Consider the following 19584-nt stretch of genomic DNA (forward strand, 5'->3'; position numbering starts at 1 on the left):
GCCTAAGTAATGAAGTGTAAAATTATCTGGCAGTATCTAAAAAAACTAAGTGTACGCCCTATCGATGGTGATAGATACAAGTCTCTACAAATTTAATACTACTTAACTTTCCAATCCGTCGGAAAAGAGACGTAATTAACTTGTAAACAGCGTCTTTCTTTAACTATTTTCTTTTTTTCCATACCATGCCAAGTGTTTGGGCCACTTGTAAACATATATCCGTAGTTATTTTTGTAAGGAACTGTTTTAACCTTTTCTAATTTTTCATTATAAAAATCTGTTCCAAGCTCTTCAGATTCATTAGAATTATTTACAAATATTAACCCTGACATCAGTTTTTCTTTAATATCACAATGAGGCTTTAACCAAAACCCCTCCCTATCACAAATAACCTCAACTCTAACATAAGAGTTCGATAAATCTCTATCGATCATTTTTGAAATAGTTCCATGAACTTCCTTGGATTGAAGTTCTTTAATAAATTCTACCAGGTTTGGAAATTGTTTTTCATTTTCATTTGTTACAAAGCATCTAAATTTTATAGCCTCTCCGCCTGATGCTATTCCCTCTCTAAACTCTGCAGCACCACCATCAATTGCTCTGGTTCCATCATAATTAAGATTGTGCTTACTTACATCTGGAATATCAGCTTTAATAATTTCCTCAATGGCCCCATCTGATAGAGCATTATTGTATTCCCAGTGATCAAAAGGAAATTCATATTTTTTTGTCTGATTTTTAATTGAATTTAAGAATGACATTAAGAATTAATTTTTTGTTTAATAATATTTGCTACTCTATTAGTTTCATCAAGTTTTGGATAGGACCAATTTTCAACCACTTCTCCTAAATTTCTAGTTATATTTAATTCTCTAAATAAATTTCTAAATCTTTGAAATCTTTTGTCATTTTTTTTAGGCAAAATACTAGCTATATAGATTGGTTTACCAGTCAAGGCTGCTTCTGAAATCATAGAACTAGAGTCACATGTAACTATAATATTTTCAGAAATTGCTAGGGCTGATAGATAAGCTTTTTTATCAACATCCATTATTATTGTGTGATTTTCACCAAAAAATTCTTTTGCATAATGAATAGTATTTATTGGTGTTCTCATTGAGGGAATTACCACAAGTTGAAAGTCATGTTTTTTTAACAATTTATATAATGCTGTAAAAATATGTTTCATATTTTTAGTTGAATAATCATAATACTTGGTGGGACCACCCATTATTAAGGTCCAAATTTTTCTTTCGTCTTTTTTAATAAATGAATTTAGATAATCTTTATTTTCACTTATCTCATTTTCTGTAAGATAATGAATCGCTCCTTTTGTAGTAATGACATTCGACCCTTCTATTGCGTCATGTTCTGGAGCTACAATAAAATCAAAATGAGTTAAATCTACTTTTGGATCTTGAATATGGATATTAAATACTTTTTTATTTGATGTTTTTTTTAAATGAATTGATGGAATAACACTTTTTCGTCCGCAGGAGATAATCACATCAAAATCATCATGATCAATTTTTTTAAACACGATCTGTGAAACAGGGCTAAGATTTGGTGGAATTAATTTCCATAAATGATTTAGTTCAACCTTGTGGTGTGTAAAATCTATATCTAAAGCTTTAGCTAAACCCTCTACTTGACTAATCATGCCATGCATACCCTCAGTCAATAATATCCCTTTTAATTTTGTCATTTATCCTTATATAACTTCTGCATGAGTGAAAATCCAACAAAACACACAAAAGTGTTAATAATAGGGTCAGGTCCGGCTGGCTATACAGCTGCTGTGTATGCTGCTCGAGCAATGCTAAGCCCTGTTTTAGTATACGGCTCTGAACCAGGTGGACAATTAACTACAACAACAGACGTGGAAAATTACCCGGGTTTTTCAGATGTAATTCAAGGTCCATGGTTAATGGATCAAATGCGAGACCAAGCAAAAGCAGTTGGTACAGAAATGATTGAAGATCATATCGGATCAGTAAATTTAAAATCTACACCCTTTGAAGCAGTTGGTGATAGTGGACAAAAATATACTGCAGATAGCATAATTATTTCTACAGGTGCTCAGGCAAGATGGTTAAATATAGAATCAGAACAAGCATATAGAGGCTTTGGTGTTTCAGCGTGTGCAACATGTGATGGTTTTTTCTTTAAAGAAAAAGTTGTGGCAGTTGTTGGTGGTGGAAATGCAGCAGTAGAAGAGGCAATGTTTCTTACAAAATTTGCATCGAAGGTAAAATTAATTCATAGACGAGATACTTTAAGAGCAGAAAAATTACTTCAGAAGAAATTAATGGAAAATAAAAAAATTGAAATAATTTGGGATAGTGCTGTTGAAGAAGTTATTGGTGATAGTGAACCTAAAAATGTTACAGCGATTAAAGTTAAAAATTTAAAAACTAATAAAATTGAAGAAATGAAAATAGATGGCTTATTCATTGCAATTGGTCATGATCCAGCAACGGCTCTTTTTAAAGGTCAATTAGATATGGATAAAGAAGGTTATTTATTAACTAAACCAGATTTAACAGAAACTAATATCCCTGGTGTTTATGCTGCAGGTGACGTTAAAGACAAGACTTTCAGACAAGCAGTTACAGCTGCTGGTATGGGCTGTATGGCTGCACTTGAAGCTGAAAAATTCTTATCTCACTAACTTAAATATTTACTATTTTAGAAATTTCTTTTTTCCTACCTAAGCTCCATTTTTTTAAAGCAGATATTATTGGTATTGCTGAATTTCCAAATTCACTTAATTTATATTCTACGTTTTGAGATTTATTAATAATTTTAACAACCAAACCATCTTTTCTCATTTCATCAAGTTTTCTTGCCAAAACTTGGGAACTGATATTAGTTACTATTTTTTTAAGCTCATTAAATCTTATTTTCTTATTTTCATAGATTCTTGCAATAATAAAAATTTTCCATTTTCCTCCTAATAATTCCATAACGTTTGAAAAAGGACATGATTGTTTTTGATTAATTTTTTCCATATCTCTTTTTTAAACTAATAACAAAAAATGACCAGTCATGATTTAAGTAACTTTGAAGTGACTAGTAAGTTTATAATTAGTTGATAAAAGATTATTTATGTCCATATGTATCAAAACAAAAATTTAATTAAAAAGGAACAACAAAATGACAAATAAAGTATTATTAACTGGAATAAGCGGCTGGATTGCAAAACATATAGCAATTGAATTATTAAATTCTGGATATGAAGTTTTAGGAACTGTTAGAAGCCAAAACTCATTAGATAAAACAAAGAAAACTCTAAGCGAATATGTTTCAACAGATAAATTATCATTTGTTGAATTGGACTTATTAAAAGATGATGGTTGGGTTGAGGCTGCTAAAGATTGTAAATATATTATACATACTGCGTCTCCCTACCCTATGAAAAGTTCAAGAAATAGAGAAGCTTTAGTTCCAGCTGCTAAAGGTGGGGCGTTAAGAGTTTTAAATGCTGGTATAGAAGCTAATGTTGAAAAAATAATTCTTACTTCATCAATAGTAGCTATGTTTAAAAAACCTAACAGAACAAACCCATATAATTTTGGGGAAAGTGATTGGTCAGATACTGATTGGAGTGGATCAAATGACTACACTACATCAAAGACAAAAGCTGAACAAGCTGCATGGGAATTAATGGAAAGCAAAGGGTTAAAAGACAAATTAACTGTAATTAATCCAGGAGGAGTTTTTGGTGATGCTTTAGATAAAAAAACAAATACCTCAACTAGTTATGTTGAACTTTTCCTTAAAGGAAAATATCCTATGGCTCCAAATTTTGGAATATTAATTTCTGATGTTAAAGATGTAGCAAGAGCGCATGTTTTATCTATAAAAAATCCTAAGGTTAATGGAAGACGTTTAATTATTGGTTCAGAAGTAAAAAAAATGCTCGAAGTTTCTAAAATTATGGCTGAAGCATTTCCAAAGTATGCAAAAAAACTTCCAAAAAAGGAAATGCCAAATTTTATGGTTAAATTGATCGGTTACTTAGATTCTTCTGTAAAGATTATGTTGCCTGATCTTGGCATTTTAATGCAGACTAATACTTCATATTCTGAAGATTTATTGGGTATGAAATTTAAACCTGCAAAAGATAGCATTATAGATGCTGGGAACTCAGTAATTAGACTTGGATTAGTTTAAAAATACTAACTACTTATTTCTGATATCTCGTTAGACTCAAAAATAGTTTGCTGAATATCATTTTGAATAACAGCTATCATTGCTCTTGCAACTGTTTCGGAATGAATAGGTTTCATTTTCTTTAAAGGACCTAAAAGTAATGGAGAAAGTAACTTAAATACAAAAATACCTATTGTTTCACTTGCTCTCTTTTCTTTTCTATTACCTATTAAAAAAGATGGTCTCATTATTCCAAGTTTTGGAAAATTAAGTTCTTTTAATTCTTCTTCAACCAGTCCTTTGAATCTTACATAGTCTCCCGAACTCTTGGGGTTTGCATATAATGCAGAGACAAAAATAAATGAGTTAACCAAATTTGATTTTGCAATTTTTGCAACTTCTTTAGGAATATCAAGTTCAACTCTTTTATATTCATCTTTATCAGGTGAATTTTTTTTTGTTGTACCAATACAAACGAAACAATCATCTCCTTTGATATCTTCTTTGTTATTTTTTAAATTACTAAAATCAGTCTTAATAATCTCTACTTTTGGATCACTAATTTCAGGAACTGAACGAACAAATAATTTTATTTTAGAATAATTAATATCCTTAATTAATTGATTAAGAAGATGCCCTCCAACTAAGCCGGATGAGCCAAATAACAAAGCAGTTTTCATTACTTTAAGGAACCTTCCAATATATATTTCAATATACGAAAAGCTTGTTTTTGATCTGAAGCAACAGCAGCAGCAGAGCCATCCACTTCTTTAAGAGCATGTTGATGATCATCGTTATGAATAACAATCATAGATTTATTAAGTGCCGTAGCATATCCCGCATCAAATGCTGCATTCCATTGCTTAAATTTCTCACCAAACTTAACAATAATTACATCACAATCTTGAATAGATTTTTTGGTTCGAATGGAATTAATATTAGCGCCTTTTCTATCTTTCCAAAAATTTTTTTCTTCAGCACCTAAGATTTCTACACCACAATTGTCAGATGCCTCATGATCAGTGATGGGAGATGTGAATTTAACATCTAACTTCTCCTTTTCACAAAGTTGAATAATTTCCTCTCGCCAATTACTGTGAATTTCACCTGCTAAATATACACTTAACATTTATGTCTCCTTATTGCTTTTTTAGTTTAAATATCATTTTTTAATTCATTATAAAGTCTAATTTGCTTGTAACAAATTTTTACTAATCAGTTATATCTAGATTGTGAAAAAGGGTAAATACATTAAGACTTTTAAACTGTTGCTTCCTTATTTGTGGCCTAAAAAAAGAAAAGATTTAAGGATACGAGTTAGTTTTGCAGTTGTTGCTTTAGTTTTAGCAAAAATAGCAAGTGTTAGCACTCCTTTAGTATTGGGTAGTGCGGTAAACTCTCTGACAGAATTAAGTTCAGGCATTAATTTATTTATGCTGGTACCAATAGCTTTAGTAGTTGGCTATGGTGTTACAAGAGTTATTGCTTTCACATTTGTTGAAATTAGAGACGCCTTATTTTCAAAAGTTTCCCAGCATTCTATTAGACAAATATCTTTGACAATGTTTCAACATCTTCACAATCTGTCTTTACAATTTCATTTAAATAGACAAACGGGTGCACTAGCAAAATATATAGACAGAGGAACTAAAGGAATAGATTTTCTCCTAAGATATGTCTTGTTTAATATTGCTCCTACTTTCTTTGAAGTGTTCTTAGTTTCTGGGATTTTATTTTATCTATATGGCCCATGGTATGCTGTTGTAACACTTGTAACTATTGGCCTTTATTCTTTCTTAACTTTTAAGATTACTGAATGGAGAAATATATTTAGAAAAAGAATGAACCAAGCTGATAACGATGTTAGCACTAAGATGATTGATAGTTTATTGAACTTTGAGACAGTTAAATATTTTAACAATGAAGCCTTTGAAGCTAATAGACTTGATCAATCATTAGAAGAATATGAGTTAGCAGCAAATCAAAGTAGACATTCTCTTTCACTATTAAACATAGCCCAAACATTTATCATAATGGTGGGTATTACTATTATGTTGGTGATGTCAGTTTATGGGATCAAAAGTGGAGAGATTAATATTGGTGGGTTTGTTGTAATTAATGCCTACATGCTCCAATTATATCAGCCATTGAATTGGTTGGGTTCTGTTTATAGAGAAATTAGGCAAGCACTGACTGATATGGAAAACATGTTTAGCTTATTAGAGGTTGCCCCAACAACAAATGATGATCTTGAGGATATACCTCAAAGTAACGATGCAGAAATTAGATTTGAAAACATTAGTTTTGATTACGATATAAGAAGAACTATCATTAAAAATATTTCATTTACTGTTCCTAATGGAAAAAAAGTAGCCATCGTAGGACCAACTGGTGCTGGTAAATCAACAATAAGTAGACTGTTATTCAAGTTTTATGATCCAAAAGAGGGAAATATTTTTATTAACAATACAAATGTAAATAAAATTTCTCAAAACTCTTTAAGAAAAATTATTGGTGTAGTTCCACAAGACACTGTCTTATTTAATGACACAATTTATTATAATATAGCTTATGGTAATACTGGTGCTACTAAAGAAGAGGTTATTAGTGCTGCCCAAAATGCAGATATACATGATTTTATAACTATTTTACCAGATGGTTATGAAACAATTGTAGGAGAAAGAGGGTTGAAATTATCTGGTGGTGAGAAACAGAGAGTTGCTATTGCAAGAACTATTCTAAAAAATCCTAAAATATTTTTCTTTGATGAAGCAACATCTGCATTAGATACTAGTACAGAAAAAGAAATTCAAAAAAATCTAGAAAATGTCTCTAAAGGTAAAACAACTTTAATAATTGCTCACCGACTATCTACAGCTGCAAATGCTGATAATATTATTGTTCTTGATCAGGGTTCTATTATCGAACAAGGGACGCATGAGAGTTTATTGTTAAAAAAAGGTAAATATTTTGAGATGTGGGGAAAGCAAAAACCTAGCTAAGACTTTTGCAAAAAGAAGATATTTTTTCTAAAGCTTTTTTAAGATTTTCCATAGAAGTTGCATAAGATATTCTAAAAAAACCTTCTAAACCAAAAGCAGAGCCCTGAACAACTGCTACACCACTATTTTCTAATAAAGACTGAACAAAATCAGTATCTGTTTTAAGTTCTTTGCCACTTGTATCTTTTTTTCCAATTAACCCTTTGCAGCTTGGAAAAACATAAAATGCCCCATCTGGATTTAAACATTCAATTCCGTCTATTTCATTTAATGCTTTAACAACAAAGTTTCTTCTCTCTTGAAATGAAGTTGCTCTTTCTTTTATAAAATCTTGAGTTCCGTTTAAAGCCTCAACAGCTGCAGCTTGACTAATTGAAGATGGATTTGTTGTTGATTGCGATTGTATTTTAGCAATTGCTTTAATAATTTCTTTAGGACCAGCCGCATACCCTATTCTCCAGCCAGTCATTGAGTAAGCTTTACTTACACCGTTCATTGTAAGAACTCTTTCTTTCAAGCTATCAATTTGTGCAATAGTAAAAAATTTAAAACCTTCGTATGTTACGTGCTCATAAATATCATCACTTAAAATATGCACGTGAGGATGTTTTGTTAAAACATCTGCGATTTCTTTAATATCACCTTCAGTATAACAAGCACCTGTTGGATTTGATGGTGAATTTAATATTATCCACTTTGTTTTTGGTGTTATAGATTTTTCTAATTCAGCTGGATTAATTTTAAATCCTTGTTTTTCATTACACTCTAAAATAATTGGAGTTCCACCAGCTAATAAAACCATGTCAGGATAAGAAACCCAATAAGGCGCGGGAACTATAACCTCATCCCCTTCATTTAGGGTTGCCATCATGGCATTATAAATTACATGTTTTCCACCAGCACCAACTGTGATTTGATCAGTTGTGTAGTCTAAATTGTTTTCTCTTTTAAATTTTTTAACAATGGCATCTTTTAAGGCAGCGGTTCCATCAACGGCTGTATATTTGGTATCACCGTCATTAATGGCTTTTATAGCCGCTTGTTTGATATTATCTGGTGTATCAAAGTCAGGCTCACCTGCCCCAAGTCCTATTACATCTTTTCCAGCAGCTTTTAACTCTCTTGCCTTTTGAGTTACAGCAATAGTTGGCGATGGTTTAATCTTTTTTAGACTGTCTGATATAATGCTCATTGAAATATATTTTTATTCTAATAGTTTTATAGATAATGCAAAATACTTATCAAGATTTAATTACAGATATACAGAGTAAAAATCCTGAAATTCACCAGAAACTAGAAGGTGGAAAAAAATTTAAACTTGTTACAGATTTTAAACCTGCCGGTGATCAGCCAGAAGCAATAAAACAATTAGTTAAGGGTGCAAATAAAGAAGAATTAAACCAAGTTTTGCTTGGTGTAACAGGTTCTGGAAAAACTTTTACAATGGCCCAAGTAATTGAAAAAACTAATAGACCAGCTCTAATACTTGCTCCTAACAAAACACTAGCTGCACAGCTTTATGGAGAGATGAAATCTTTTTTTCCAGACAATGCCGTTGAGTATTTTGTATCTTATTATGATTACTATACACCTGAGGCCTATGTACCAAGGTCTGACACTTATATTGAAAAAGAAGCATCTATTAATGAACAAATTGATCGTATGCGTCACTCAGCTACTAGATCACTATTAGAGAGAGATGATGTAATTATTGTTGCAAGTGTTTCTTGTATCTATGGCCTGGGTTCTGTTGAGGCGTACAGTAAGATGACGTTGAGTTTAAAGAAAGATTATGAATACAGCAGAGAGCAACTAATAAAAACTTTAGTAAATTTACAATACAAAAGAAATGATCAGAGTTTTTATAGAGGAACTTTTAGAGCTCGAGGAGAATATCTCGAAATATTTCCCTCACACTTTGAAGATAGAGCATGGAGATTAAGTTTATTTGGTGATAAATTAGAAAAAATAGAAGAATTTGATCCCTTAACAGGAGATCTAATACAAGATTTAGATGTAATAAAAGTTTATGCTAATAGTCATTACATCACGCCCAAACCAACTATAGAGCAAGCAATCATTAAAATTAAAAGAGAATTAGAAGTAACTTTAAAAAAATTCAAAGAACAAAATAAATTGCTTGAAGCACAAAGATTAGAAGAAAGAGTTAAGTTTGATTTAGAAATGATAGAAGCAACAGGGTCTTGTGCTGGTATTGAAAACTATTCTCGTTTTTTATCTGGAAGAAAACCAGGAGAACCACCTCCCACTCTATTTGAATACTTTCCTGACAACACTCTTATTTTTGTAGATGAATGCCACGTAACAGTTCCTCAATTAAATGGTATGTACAAAGGAGATAGATCTAGAAAAAGTAATCTTGCCGAATATGGTTTTAGATTACCTTCTTGCATGGACAATAGACCTCTTAAATTTGAAGAATGGGATGCAATGAGAACCCAAACAGTGTTTGTATCAGCAACACCTGGTCCTTGGGAATTAGAACAAGTTAAGGGTAAATTTGTTGAACAAATAATAAGGCCTACTGGTCTAATTGATCCACCAGTTGAAATAAAACCTGCCAAAAATCAAGTTGATGACTTGATGCATGAGTGCAAAAAAACAATAGATAAAAATTTTAGAGTTTTGGTTACTACATTGACTAAGAAAATGGCTGAGGATTTAACAGAATATTTTCATGAAAATGGTATTAGAGTTAGATATTTGCACTCCGATATCGACACACTAGAGAGAATTGAAATCATGAGGGATTTAAGGCTTGGTGTTTTCGATGTCTTAGTCGGAATTAACCTTTTAAGAGAAGGACTCGATATTCCAGAATGTGCATTAGTTGGAATTTTAGATGCTGATAAAGAAGGATTTTTAAGATCCGAAACTTCTTTAGTTCAAACTATTGGAAGGGCTGCAAGAAACTTAGAAGGAAGAGTTATTCTTTATGCGGATAAAGAAACTAAAAGTATAAAAAAAGCTATACAGGAAACTGATAGAAGAAGAGCAATTCAAGTTGCCTATAATAAAAAGCACAATATTGATGCTGTTTCTATTAAGAAAGAAATCAGCGATGTGTTGCAGAACGTTTATGATAAGGATTATTTAAAAGTAGGTACTGGAGACAATATTGGTGGAAATTTAAAGAAACACTTAAAGATGCTCAACAAAAGAATGAAGGATGCTGCCACAAACCTTGAATTTGAAGAAGCTGGTAAAATTAGAGATGAAATAAGAAATTTAGAGGCATCAGAGTTAGAAATTGTTTTAAACCCAAAAATAAAACACTATAACCAAGAAAATAGAACATATCCAAAAGGTAGGTCAACAATGGGTTTACCTGGTACAAGAGCACAAAAAGGTAAGAAAAAATGGAAGCAAACAAAATAATTATCACTGGAGCAGCAACTAGAATGGGTGCTGCTATTGCCAAAAAACTTTCAGGTCCAGGAGTTGAAATGGTGATTCATTATAACAGCTCAAAAAAAGAAGCTGAAAAATTACAAAAAGAATTATTAAAAGATAAAACAAAAGTTTATTTGGTAAAAGGTGATCTTGCAAAAGAAAGAGATTTAAAAAAAATTATAAAATTCTCAAAATCAAAATTAAAATACTTTGATTGTTTAGTTAATAATGCTTCATTGTTTGAAAATGATAGTCTTAAAAATTTTTCTTCTAAAAGCTGGAACCAACATATTGATGTAAATTTGAAAGCACCCGCATATCTTACAAAAGAATTTTCAAAAAATGTTAAAGGTAAAAATAACAATATTATAAATATAATAGATCAAAGAGTTTTTAAGTTAACTCCCTTTTTCTTTTCTTACACTTTAAGTAAAACAGGGCTTTACACGCTAACAAAAACTAGTGCTATGGAATTAGCTCCAAATATAAGAGTTAATGGAATTGCACCTGGACCAACTATTAAAAATAAAAGACAAACTGACATGCATTTTAAAAAGCAGTACTCAGCAACCCCTTTAAAACAGCAGGTAAATGTAAAAGATATATGTTCTGCTGTTGACTTTTTTATCAAAAACAGTTCAATTACAGGTCAAGTAATAGCAATAGATAGTGGACAAAGTTTAAACTGGCAAACACCAGATGTAATTGGAAAAGAATGAAAAAAAATAATTTAAATATTGTCAAAATAGATAAAAATAAAAGTTTATTTAATTACGAAAAAAAAATTCTTATTAAAGAATTAACTCTAGATTTAAAGCTTGGTTATTATGATTTTGAAAAAGAAAAAACCCAGAAAGTAAAATTTAGTTTAGAGATTGATTATGAAGATAGAAAGCCAACAAATGACAAAGATATTAAATCAATTGTTAATTATGGTCAGGTTGTAAAATTGATTACAAAACTTGCAAAAAAGAAGCATTATAATTTTTTAGAAACACTTGCTGAAGATGTTTTTGATGTATTATTTAAAGATAAACGAATTGGAAAAATTATGCTTCAAATTGAAAAATTAGAAATTATAAAAGAATGTGCCTCTGTTGGTATCCAAATTACCAAAAAAAGAAGTCATGAAAAGCTCTGAATTAGGCAAAGACGTAATTAGAAAAGAGCTCCCATTAATTCCTAAAAGTCCTGGAGTTTATCGAATGCTTGATCATAAAGATGTGATTTTGTATGTAGGTAAAGCAAAAAACCTTCCTAATAGATTAAAAAGCTATGTAGCTGAAAAAAATCATATCATTAGAACAGCAAGGATGCTCTCCCAAACTTTTAAGTTAGAGATAACTACTACAGCTAATGAAAGTGAAGCACTTCTTTTAGAAGCTAATTTAATCAAAAAATATAAACCTAAATTCAATATATTGCTTAAAGATGACAAATCTTTTCCCTTTGTTTTCATCAGTAATAAAGACCAATGGGCACAAGTTACAAAACATAGGGGAAAAAAAGATAAAGAAGGATTTTACTTTGGACCGTTTGCTTCAGCAGGAACTGCAAATTGGACCATTAAAATGCTTCAAAAAATATTTCAAATTCGAGTTTGTGATGATAGCACTTTCAAGAATAGAACAAGACCCTGCATACTTTATCAAATAAAAAGATGTTCTGGTCCTTGTGTCGATTATATTGATAAAGAAGATTATAAAAAATCAGTAGATCAGGCAATTCAGTTTGTATCAGGTAAATCAAGAGACATACAAAAAAACCTATCTAAACAAATGGAGGAAGCAAGCGAAAAGCTGGATTTTGAAAGAGCTTCTATTTTTAGAGATAGAATTAAATCCTTAAATATAATTCAATCGTCACAAAGAATTAATGAAGCCAATCTGGTTGATGCAGATGTAATTGCTGCCTATAAAGAGTCAGGCAAAACCTGTATTCAGGTATTTTTTTATAGGTCTAAACAAAATTGGGGCAATCAAGCTTATTTTCCAAAGCATGATCCTGATCAAGATATATCTGAAATAATGTCTTCCTTCTTGATGCAGTTTTATGAAAATAAGAATGTTCCAAAATTAATAATTATTAATACAGAAATTGAGGACAAGAAATTAATTGAAGAAACTTTAAGCAAAAAAGAAAGTAATACAATTTCTATTAATGTAGCAAAAAAAGGAACTAAAGCTAAAGTTATCGCTATGGCAGAAAAAAATGCCAAAGAGTCACTTAATAGAAAAATTTATGAAACAAATAATAATAAAAATTTATTTGATGGTGTCGCTAAAAAATTTGATCTTAAAAATAGCCTAAACTTAGTTGAGGTTTATGATAATAGCCATATCTCAGGAACCAATAGTGTGGGTGCCATGATTACTTTTGGAAATGAAGGGTTTGTTAAAAAAAGATATAGAAAATTCGATATTAAAACAAAAGGTGCCGAACAAGATGATTTTGCAATGTTAAAAGAAGTTCTTACAAGAAGATTTAAAAGAGCAATGTTAGAAAAGGGAAATTATTTAACACTCCCTGATTTGATATTAATTGATGGTGGTAAAGGTCAATATTCATCTGCCAAAGAAGTATTGGATGAATTTGGCTTACATGATCTTCCTATGATTGCTATTGCTAAAGGTAAATTAAGAAATAGTGGTGATGAAACTTTTTTCTATAAAGGAAATTTATTTAAATTTGATAAGAATGACCCTACCCTCTTCTTTATGCAGAGACTCCGTGATGAAGCGCATAGATTTGCTATCACCTCTCACAGAGCAAAAAGAGCAAAAGGAATTACAAAATCCTTATTAGATCAAATTGATGGTATTGGATTGATTAGAAAAAGAGCCCTATTGAACCATTTTGGCTCTGCTCGAGCAGTAGAATCTGCAAGTTTTGATGAAATTAAATCAGTTGAAGGTGTTGAGGAAAAAGTTGCAAAAAAGATATATAACTTTTTTCACGAATAATTATGCTTAAAAAAATTCCAAATATTTTAACAATTGGTAGGATAATAATTGTACCTTTTTTTGTTCTAGCATTTTATTTACCAGGCTTTTATGGTGACTTAACTGCATGTGTATTGTTTGTAGTTGCTTCATTTACTGATTTTTTGGATGGAATGTTGGCGAGAATGATGGGCGAAGAGTCTAAGTTAGGTGAATTACTTGACCCTATAGCAGATAAAATTATTGTTGCTACTGCACTTATATTGCTTGTTATGAGTGGAACAATTAAACATTATGAGGTTATTGCTGCAATTATAATACTTACAAGAGAAATACTAATTTCAGGATTAAGAGAGTTTTTGGCTAGAGGGCAAATTAAATTACCAGTAACTAATTTAGCAAAATTAAAAACTTTTTTACAAATGGTTGCCATAGCTCTTTTACTGACAGGTGAAACTGGTAATAAAATTTTAAATTTTCAAGATTATAATGCTCAAACTATTGGCATAATCCTGCTTTGGCTTTCAGCATTTTTAACTTTATATACTGGTTATGAATATTTAAGAAAAGGCATTGACCATGCAATATCTGAGGATAATAAAAAGTAAATAATCTATTTTTTTCTGACTAAAGTTTGATAACTTTTATTTAAATCAATTATAGTTTCACAAACTTTGAATTGATTATCTACAATACATGATACGGGTGTTACCTCTGCAGCTGACCCAGTTAAAAAACAACCAACAAAATCTCTTAACTCTTCTGGTTTAATTTTTCTCTCATTAATTTTAATTCCTTTAGATTTTGCAATCTCAATAACAGTTCTTCTTGTTATTCCATCTAAAAAACAATCTGGAATTGGAGTGTGTATCTCTCCATTTTTATCTTTAAAAAAAACATTTGCTCCAGTTGCTTCTGCAACATTTCCTTCATGATCCAGCATTAAAGAATCTGCATAACCTTGTTGTTCTGCCTCATGTTTTGACAATGTATTAATCATATATAGACCCGACGCTTTTGTATCCCACGGTATTGTATTCGGTGGTGGCTTTCTCCAATTAGATATATTTAATCTTATACCTTCCACTTTTAATTTTGGGTCAAAGTAGGATCCCCACTCCCAAGTTGCTATAGCTACATGGATTTTTGTTTGTTGTGCGGAAATTGCCATCATTTCACTGCCCCTCCAAACAGTTGGTCTTACATATCCATTTTCTACGTTTTGTACTAAAATAATTTTATTACATGCATCATTTATTTCTTTCTCAGTATAGGGAATTGTCATCCCCATTCTTTTTGCTGAATAAAAAAGTCTCGATGTATGCTCTTCTAATTTAAATATTGACTTCTCATAAACCCTTTCTCCTTCAAAAACGCAGCTAGCATAATGAAGTCCATGGTTTAAAACATGAATTTTAGCTTCAGCCCATTCAACAAGATCATTATTATACCAAATTTTACCAGATCTTTTATCGTAGGACATCATGTGTGAAATATTTTAATTTTTTATTAAAATTATCTTTGTATCTATAATATGTCAATATAACTTACCTGTAATGAAAGAACTTTTATATTTAGAGGATACTCAGCTAAAACAATTGATTGAAAAGCTATTTACAAGCTACAGAGAATCATTTGCAGATGCCAGGAAAACACTTGATAAATACTCCATTGGGATAGCACATCATAAAGTATTGCACATGCTTTCTATGTACAAAGGAATTACAATTTCAGAACTACTTAAAAAACTAAAAGTCACAAAACAAAGTTTAAACAGGGTGTTAAGAGACTTAATTAAACTTGAAATTATTTTTTTTGAAAAAGATCAACAAGATACAAGGGTTAAACATATTTTTTTAAATGATAAGGGAGAAAAAATTTTTGGAGAAATATTTTCATCTCAAAAAAAAAGAATTTACAATGCGCTTTTAAATTCAAGCTCAGATCAAGTTCTTAACTTCGACAATGTTTTAAAAAAAATAATCAATGAATGATTTTATAGCTCACATTTTAGTTGTAGATGATGATGATGGTATTAGATCTTTAGTTAAACAGTATCTCAATGAAAATAATTTTTTAGTTACCACTTCGAATAGTGCAGAAAATGCAGAAGAAAAAATTTCAATTATTAAATTTGATTTAATTGTGTTGGATGTAATGATGGCTGGAAAAAGTGGGTTAGAATTTATTAAAAATAATAAATCTACAATCGATACACCTATCATTCTTTTAACTGCAAAAGTAGAAACGGAAGATAGAGTTGGTGGATTAGAAATCGGGGCTGATGATTATTTACCTAAACCCTTTGAACCAAAAGAACTTGTTTTAAGAATAAAAAATATTCTCAATAAAACAAAAAAAATTGATCAAAAAAGAGTTGTAAAGTTTGATAATATTAAGATTGACCTGAATAAACTTTTAGTTTTTAAAAATGAAAATGAGTTCAAAATAAATAATACTGAAAAGATTATCTTGGAAAAAATGATCAATAACCCTGGTAAATCATTTTCAAGAGAAGATATTGGAAAACTGATTGATCTAGATAAAGAAAGATCTATAGATGTTATAATTACCAGGCTAAGAAAAAAAATTGAGACTGATCCTAAAAATCCCAAATATTTACAAACTTTAAGAGGTGTAGGCTATGTCTTATGGATTGAGTAAATTTATAAAAAATTTATTGCCCAGAAGGTTATTTTATAGGGCTTTATTAATTGTTGCAGTTCCTATTATTGTTTTACAACTAATTATAACAATAGTTTTTTTTGATAGTCTGTGGATTAAAACAAACAAAGGCATGACTCGTGCGCTAGTTGGTGAAATGAAAACTTTCATTACAGCTTACGACAATGGTAAATACAATAATAATGATTTATCTGGACTTTTTTCAATTTATTTAGACCTCAATGTCGAATACAAGGATGGCCAATTATTTGATAAATCATCAAATGAAAGATGGTTTAGCCCAATTGACAGGACTCTAAGGAGAGAATTAAAATCAAATATTGGTAATGGAAATTATTGGTTTGATACGACAAGCTATAAAGAGCTCCTACATATAAATATAAAACATAATAATGGTTATTTTGAATTTTTTATTCCGAAAGATAGAGTGGCAAGTACTTCTGCGAGAATGTTTGCACTATGGATAACCCTTCCAGCATTATTAATGATAACAATTGCAATAATATTTTTAAGAAACCAGACAAGGCCAATTGTTAATCTAGCAAAAGCAGCTGAAAGATTTGGCAGAGGTGAGAATATTGACGAATATAGACCCTCTGGCGCATTGGAGATACGACGAGCAGGCTTAGAATTTGACAAAATGAGAAAAAGAATAATGAGACATCTCAATCAAAGATCTGAAATGTTATCAGGAATAAGTCATGATCTAAGAACACCATTAACAAGACTAAAGCTTCAGCTGTCATTTATTAAAGATAAAGAATTATCTAAAAAAATGTCTTTAGATATAAATGAAATGGAAAAAATGCTTAATGAATATCTGAAATTTACTAGCTCCTCTTATTTAGAAAAAAATGAAACTTTTGATATTTCAGAACTAATAGACAGTACAATCAGTAAATATGACAATGATAATATTTCAAAAGAACTTATTCCCAGGGTTTATATGAATGGTAGAAAAAATTTAATACAAAGGTCCTTAAATAATATAATTGATAACTCTATTAAATATGCAGATCAAATAAAACTTAGTCTTTCTAAAAAAAATAACAATATAATAATTACTATTGACGATGATGGTCTTGGTATTCCTAAAAATGAATACCAGAATGTCTTTAAACCTTTTTATAAACTTGATAAAAGTAGAGGAGATTCAAAATCTAGTGTTGGCCTTGGATTATCCATCACATCAGATATCATCAAATCACATGGAGGAAATATTGTGTTAGAGAGATCTCCCCTTAATGGATTGAGAGTTAAGATTTTTTTACCTTTGTAGTTTTTTTTTTAACTTATTTTTTTCTAATTTTTCTATTTTTTTTTCAAGATTTTCAACTCTTTTAATTAAAATATCAGTCTCTTCTTTGCTTGTTAATTTCATTTTAAAAACTATCTCATCTCTTTTTGATTTCAAAACATTTATTATCTCAGAACTTAAATCCTTATAAGAAATCAGTCCTTGTTCAAATAATTTTGCCAATTTATCAATTACAAATTTTGATTTTGTCATATATTCATTTATAAAATTAATATACTTTATACGCAGTTATTTAAAAATGTTTATTAATAATTTTGACCCAGTAGCTTTTCAAATTCTATCATTCGAAATTAGATGGTATTCATTGGCATATATTATCGGAATTATATTCGGATGGATATATTGTAAGAAAAAATTAATTAAAGACCAGCGTATATTAAGTCTATTTGATGACTTTATTACATATCTAATTTTAGGAGTAATTCTAGGTGGCAGACTTGGGTATGCACTATTTTATAATCTTAAATATTATTTAGAAAACCCACTTGAAATACTAATGGTATGGAATGGTGGAATGTCTTTTCACGGAGGCTTGATTGGAGTTATTGTCGCTTCTCAATTATTTTCAAGCAAGCATAAGGTTAATCAATTTATATTTTTAGATTTAGTGGCACTATCAGCGCCAATTGGAATTTTTTTTGGCAGAATTGCAAATTTTATAAATTCAGAGCTTATTGGAAGAGCAACCGACCTACCTTGGTCTGTGCAATTTATATTAATAGATAATACTAAAAGGCATCCCTCTCAGTTGTATGAAGCTTTTTTTGAAGGGATAATTTTATTTCTTTTGCTTGAATATTTCTTTAGAAAAAATTACTTAAAAAATCCAGGAAAGATATCTGCTTTATTTTTAATTTTTTATTCATTTTTTAGATTTCTTACAGAGTTTTTTAGATCACCTGACCCTCAAATTGGCTATTTAATTTTAAACTTAACACAGGGTCAATTGCTAAGTATTATTTTCTTAATGGCTGGCACACTCTTATATTATTTAAAAACTAATGAAAAATAAAAACAATAGATTATTTACCTTAGATAAATTTATAGAGGAATCTCTCTATAATAAAAAACATGGCTACTACATGAAAAAAAATCCCTTTGGTGAGGGGGGTGATTTTATAACAGCACCTAGCATATCAATATTATTTTCTGAAATGATTGCTATCTGGATAATTTCATTTTGGGAAAAGTTAGATTGTCCTAAACAATTTAATTTGATTGAATTAGGAGCTGGTAACGGTGAAATGATGAGGGTATTAGTTAACACATTCAATAAATTTCCTCAGTTTAAGAATTCTTGTAAAATCAATATATTAGAAAAAAGTGAATTACTTAAACAAACACAAAAAATTAATATTAAAGATGCAAAGATTAAATGGTTAAATAATTTGAATGAGTTAAATAATTTTCCATGTATTTTTATTGCAAATGAATTCTTTGATGCCTTACCCATTAAACAGTTCTTAAAAAAAGAAAAAAAATGGTACGAAAGACATGTAAATTTTTCCAATGATAAAAAATTAAATTATTTAGATATTCCATTTGATATGCAAAAATTTGAAAAAAAAATTAAATTTAAAATTTCCTATAAGCAAACGTTTATTGAATACTCTCCACTCACTATAAAATATTTAAAAATTATAATTAATAAAATCAAACTTAATAATGGTGGAATTTTAATAATAGATTATGCGTATCTTGAGAAAGAAATGAAAAATACTCTTCAAGCAGTTTCTAAACATAAATACTGCAATGTTCTAAAAAGTTTTAGAAATTCAGATATAACTTATAATTTAAGCTTTAATTTAATTAATAATATTATTAAAAAATTTGGCTCCTATACATCTCTATCTACTACTCAAGAAAAATTCTTAACAAAAATTGGCATACTGGATAGAGCTGAAATATTATCTAAAAATATGCCATTTAGTGAGAAAGCTGATATTTATTTTAGAATTAAAAGATTAATTGATGAAAGCCAGATGGGTCATTTATTTAAAGTAATGTTTATAACAAATCATAAAAATAAATTTAAGTTAGGATTTTAAACTGATCAAATCAAAAAAAT

The 19584-nt window shown here is 29.8% G+C and carries 21 protein-coding genes; 13 read left to right on the forward strand and 8 right to left on the reverse strand.

Annotated features, from left to right (window positions below):
• Positions 1 to 98: 98 nt before the first annotated feature.
• Together AC5YF9_RS05540 and AC5YF9_RS05545 are read right to left on the reverse strand one after the other, a co-directional pair.
• The gene (locus tag AC5YF9_RS05540; protein ID WP_415303693.1) at positions 99 to 761 is read right to left on the reverse strand and encodes a hypothetical protein; all 663 of its coding nucleotides are present in this window, start codon (positions 759 to 761) and stop codon (positions 99 to 101) included.
• The gene (locus AC5YF9_RS05545) at positions 761 to 1705 is read right to left on the reverse strand and encodes a mitochondrial fission ELM1 family protein (protein ID WP_415303694.1); all 945 of its coding nucleotides are present in this window, start codon (positions 1703 to 1705) and stop codon (positions 761 to 763) included. The genes AC5YF9_RS05540 and AC5YF9_RS05545 overlap by 1 nt, the downstream gene beginning before the upstream one ends.
• Positions 1706 to 1726: 21 nt before the next feature.
• On the opposite strand from AC5YF9_RS05545, the gene trxB reads away from it, so the two are divergent.
• Positions 1727 to 2671, forward strand: a complete 945-nt coding sequence (gene trxB, locus AC5YF9_RS05550) for a thioredoxin-disulfide reductase (RefSeq protein ID WP_415303695.1) — start codon at positions 1727 to 1729, stop codon at positions 2669 to 2671.
• 1 nt (position 2672) lies between these two features.
• Here trxB and AC5YF9_RS05555 read toward each other — a convergent pair whose 3' ends face one another.
• Positions 2673 to 3011 (reverse strand): winged helix-turn-helix transcriptional regulator, encoded by a 339-nt coding sequence (locus AC5YF9_RS05555; protein WP_415303696.1) that lies wholly within the window; start codon positions 3009 to 3011, stop codon positions 2673 to 2675.
• Positions 3012 to 3156: 145 nt separating this feature from the next.
• On the opposite strand from AC5YF9_RS05555, the gene AC5YF9_RS05560 reads away from it, so the two are divergent.
• Entirely contained in the window at positions 3157 to 4176 is a 1020-nt protein-coding gene (locus AC5YF9_RS05560) for an NAD-dependent epimerase/dehydratase family protein (protein WP_415303697.1), read from the forward strand.
• Between the two features lie 5 nt (positions 4177 to 4181).
• Here AC5YF9_RS05560 and AC5YF9_RS05565 read toward each other — a convergent pair whose 3' ends face one another.
• Together AC5YF9_RS05565 and AC5YF9_RS05570 are read right to left on the reverse strand one after the other, a co-directional pair.
• A complete protein-coding gene (locus AC5YF9_RS05565) occupies positions 4182 to 4835 on the reverse strand; it encodes an NAD(P)H-binding protein (RefSeq protein ID WP_415303698.1) in 654 nt (217 codons plus the stop codon).
• Positions 4835 to 5284 (reverse strand): YtoQ family protein, encoded by a 450-nt coding sequence (locus AC5YF9_RS05570; protein ID WP_271483063.1) that lies wholly within the window; start codon positions 5282 to 5284, stop codon positions 4835 to 4837. The genes AC5YF9_RS05565 and AC5YF9_RS05570 overlap by 1 nt, the downstream gene beginning before the upstream one ends.
• A gap of 151 nt (positions 5285 to 5435) precedes the next feature.
• On the opposite strand from AC5YF9_RS05570, the gene AC5YF9_RS05575 reads away from it, so the two are divergent.
• Positions 5436 to 7157, forward strand: a complete 1722-nt coding sequence (locus AC5YF9_RS05575) for an ABCB family ABC transporter ATP-binding protein/permease (RefSeq protein ID WP_496169865.1) — start codon at positions 5436 to 5438, stop codon at positions 7155 to 7157.
• Here the strand turns inward: AC5YF9_RS05575 and AC5YF9_RS05580 are convergent.
• A complete protein-coding gene (locus AC5YF9_RS05580; protein WP_415303700.1) occupies positions 7150 to 8349 on the reverse strand; it encodes a pyridoxal phosphate-dependent aminotransferase in 1200 nt (399 codons plus the stop codon). The genes AC5YF9_RS05575 and AC5YF9_RS05580 overlap by 8 nt on opposite strands.
• 35 nt (positions 8350 to 8384) lie before the next feature.
• On the opposite strand from AC5YF9_RS05580, the gene uvrB reads away from it, so the two are divergent.
• From uvrB to pgsA, 5 genes are read left to right on the forward strand one after another with little or no spacing between them, the layout of a single operon-like run.
• Positions 8385 to 10556 carry an excinuclease ABC subunit UvrB gene (uvrB, locus tag AC5YF9_RS05585; protein ID WP_415278012.1) on the forward strand — a complete coding sequence of 724 codons (2172 nt, stop codon included), beginning with the start codon at positions 8385 to 8387 and terminating at the stop codon, positions 10554 to 10556.
• On the forward strand, positions 10538 to 11290 hold the full coding sequence (locus AC5YF9_RS05590; protein ID WP_415303701.1) for an SDR family oxidoreductase: 753 nt from the start codon (positions 10538 to 10540) through the stop codon (positions 11288 to 11290). The genes uvrB and AC5YF9_RS05590 overlap by 19 nt, the downstream gene beginning before the upstream one ends.
• A complete protein-coding gene (locus tag AC5YF9_RS05595; protein WP_271492313.1) occupies positions 11287 to 11712 on the forward strand; it encodes a dihydroneopterin aldolase in 426 nt (141 codons plus the stop codon). The genes AC5YF9_RS05590 and AC5YF9_RS05595 overlap by 4 nt, the downstream gene beginning before the upstream one ends.
• The gene (gene uvrC, locus AC5YF9_RS05600; RefSeq protein WP_496169866.1) at positions 11699 to 13534 is read left to right on the forward strand and encodes an excinuclease ABC subunit UvrC; all 1836 of its coding nucleotides are present in this window, start codon (positions 11699 to 11701) and stop codon (positions 13532 to 13534) included. The genes AC5YF9_RS05595 and uvrC overlap by 14 nt, the downstream gene beginning before the upstream one ends.
• Before the next feature lie 2 nt (positions 13535 to 13536).
• Entirely contained in the window at positions 13537 to 14121 is a 585-nt protein-coding gene (gene pgsA / locus AC5YF9_RS05605; RefSeq protein WP_415303702.1) for a CDP-diacylglycerol--glycerol-3-phosphate 3-phosphatidyltransferase, read from the forward strand.
• 5 nt (positions 14122 to 14126) lie between these two features.
• Here pgsA and AC5YF9_RS05610 read toward each other — a convergent pair whose 3' ends face one another.
• The gene (locus AC5YF9_RS05610) at positions 14127 to 14999 is read right to left on the reverse strand and encodes a branched-chain amino acid aminotransferase (protein WP_415303703.1); all 873 of its coding nucleotides are present in this window, start codon (positions 14997 to 14999) and stop codon (positions 14127 to 14129) included.
• A gap of 70 nt (positions 15000 to 15069) precedes the next feature.
• Here AC5YF9_RS05610 and AC5YF9_RS05615 point away from each other — a divergent pair, with 70 nt between their 5' ends.
• The 3 genes from AC5YF9_RS05615 to AC5YF9_RS05625 are packed head-to-tail and all read left to right on the forward strand — an operon-like array spanning position 15070 to position 17477.
• Complete coding sequence (locus AC5YF9_RS05615) at positions 15070 to 15507, forward strand: MarR family winged helix-turn-helix transcriptional regulator (protein WP_415303704.1); 438 nt, start codon at positions 15070 to 15072, stop codon at positions 15505 to 15507.
• Positions 15500 to 16177: a response regulator gene (locus AC5YF9_RS05620; protein WP_415303705.1), complete on the forward strand. Its 678-nt coding sequence runs from the start codon at positions 15500 to 15502 to the stop codon at positions 16175 to 16177. Before AC5YF9_RS05615 ends, AC5YF9_RS05620 begins: the two co-directional genes overlap by 8 nt.
• Entirely contained in the window at positions 16158 to 17477 is a 1320-nt protein-coding gene (locus AC5YF9_RS05625) for an ATP-binding protein (protein ID WP_415303706.1), read from the forward strand. The genes AC5YF9_RS05620 and AC5YF9_RS05625 overlap by 20 nt, the downstream gene beginning before the upstream one ends.
• On the opposite strand, the gene AC5YF9_RS05630 is transcribed toward AC5YF9_RS05625, so the two are convergent.
• Complete coding sequence (locus AC5YF9_RS05630) at positions 17466 to 17708, reverse strand: hypothetical protein (protein ID WP_496169867.1); 243 nt, start codon at positions 17706 to 17708, stop codon at positions 17466 to 17468. The two genes, AC5YF9_RS05625 and AC5YF9_RS05630, sit on opposite strands and share 12 nt — an antisense overlap.
• A 46-nt stretch (positions 17709 to 17754) precedes the next feature.
• On the opposite strand from AC5YF9_RS05630, the gene lgt reads away from it, so the two are divergent.
• Positions 17755 to 18528, forward strand: coding sequence for a prolipoprotein diacylglyceryl transferase (gene lgt, locus AC5YF9_RS05635; protein ID WP_415303707.1), 774 nt, complete (start codon positions 17755 to 17757; stop codon positions 18526 to 18528).
• Positions 18518 to 19564 carry an SAM-dependent methyltransferase gene (locus tag AC5YF9_RS05640; protein WP_415303708.1) on the forward strand — a complete coding sequence of 349 codons (1047 nt, stop codon included), beginning with the start codon at positions 18518 to 18520 and terminating at the stop codon, positions 19562 to 19564. The genes lgt and AC5YF9_RS05640 overlap by 11 nt, the downstream gene beginning before the upstream one ends.
• Positions 19565 to 19584 lie beyond the last annotated feature (20 nt).

This window comes from Candidatus Pelagibacter sp. uisw_098 (assembly GCF_059512505.1).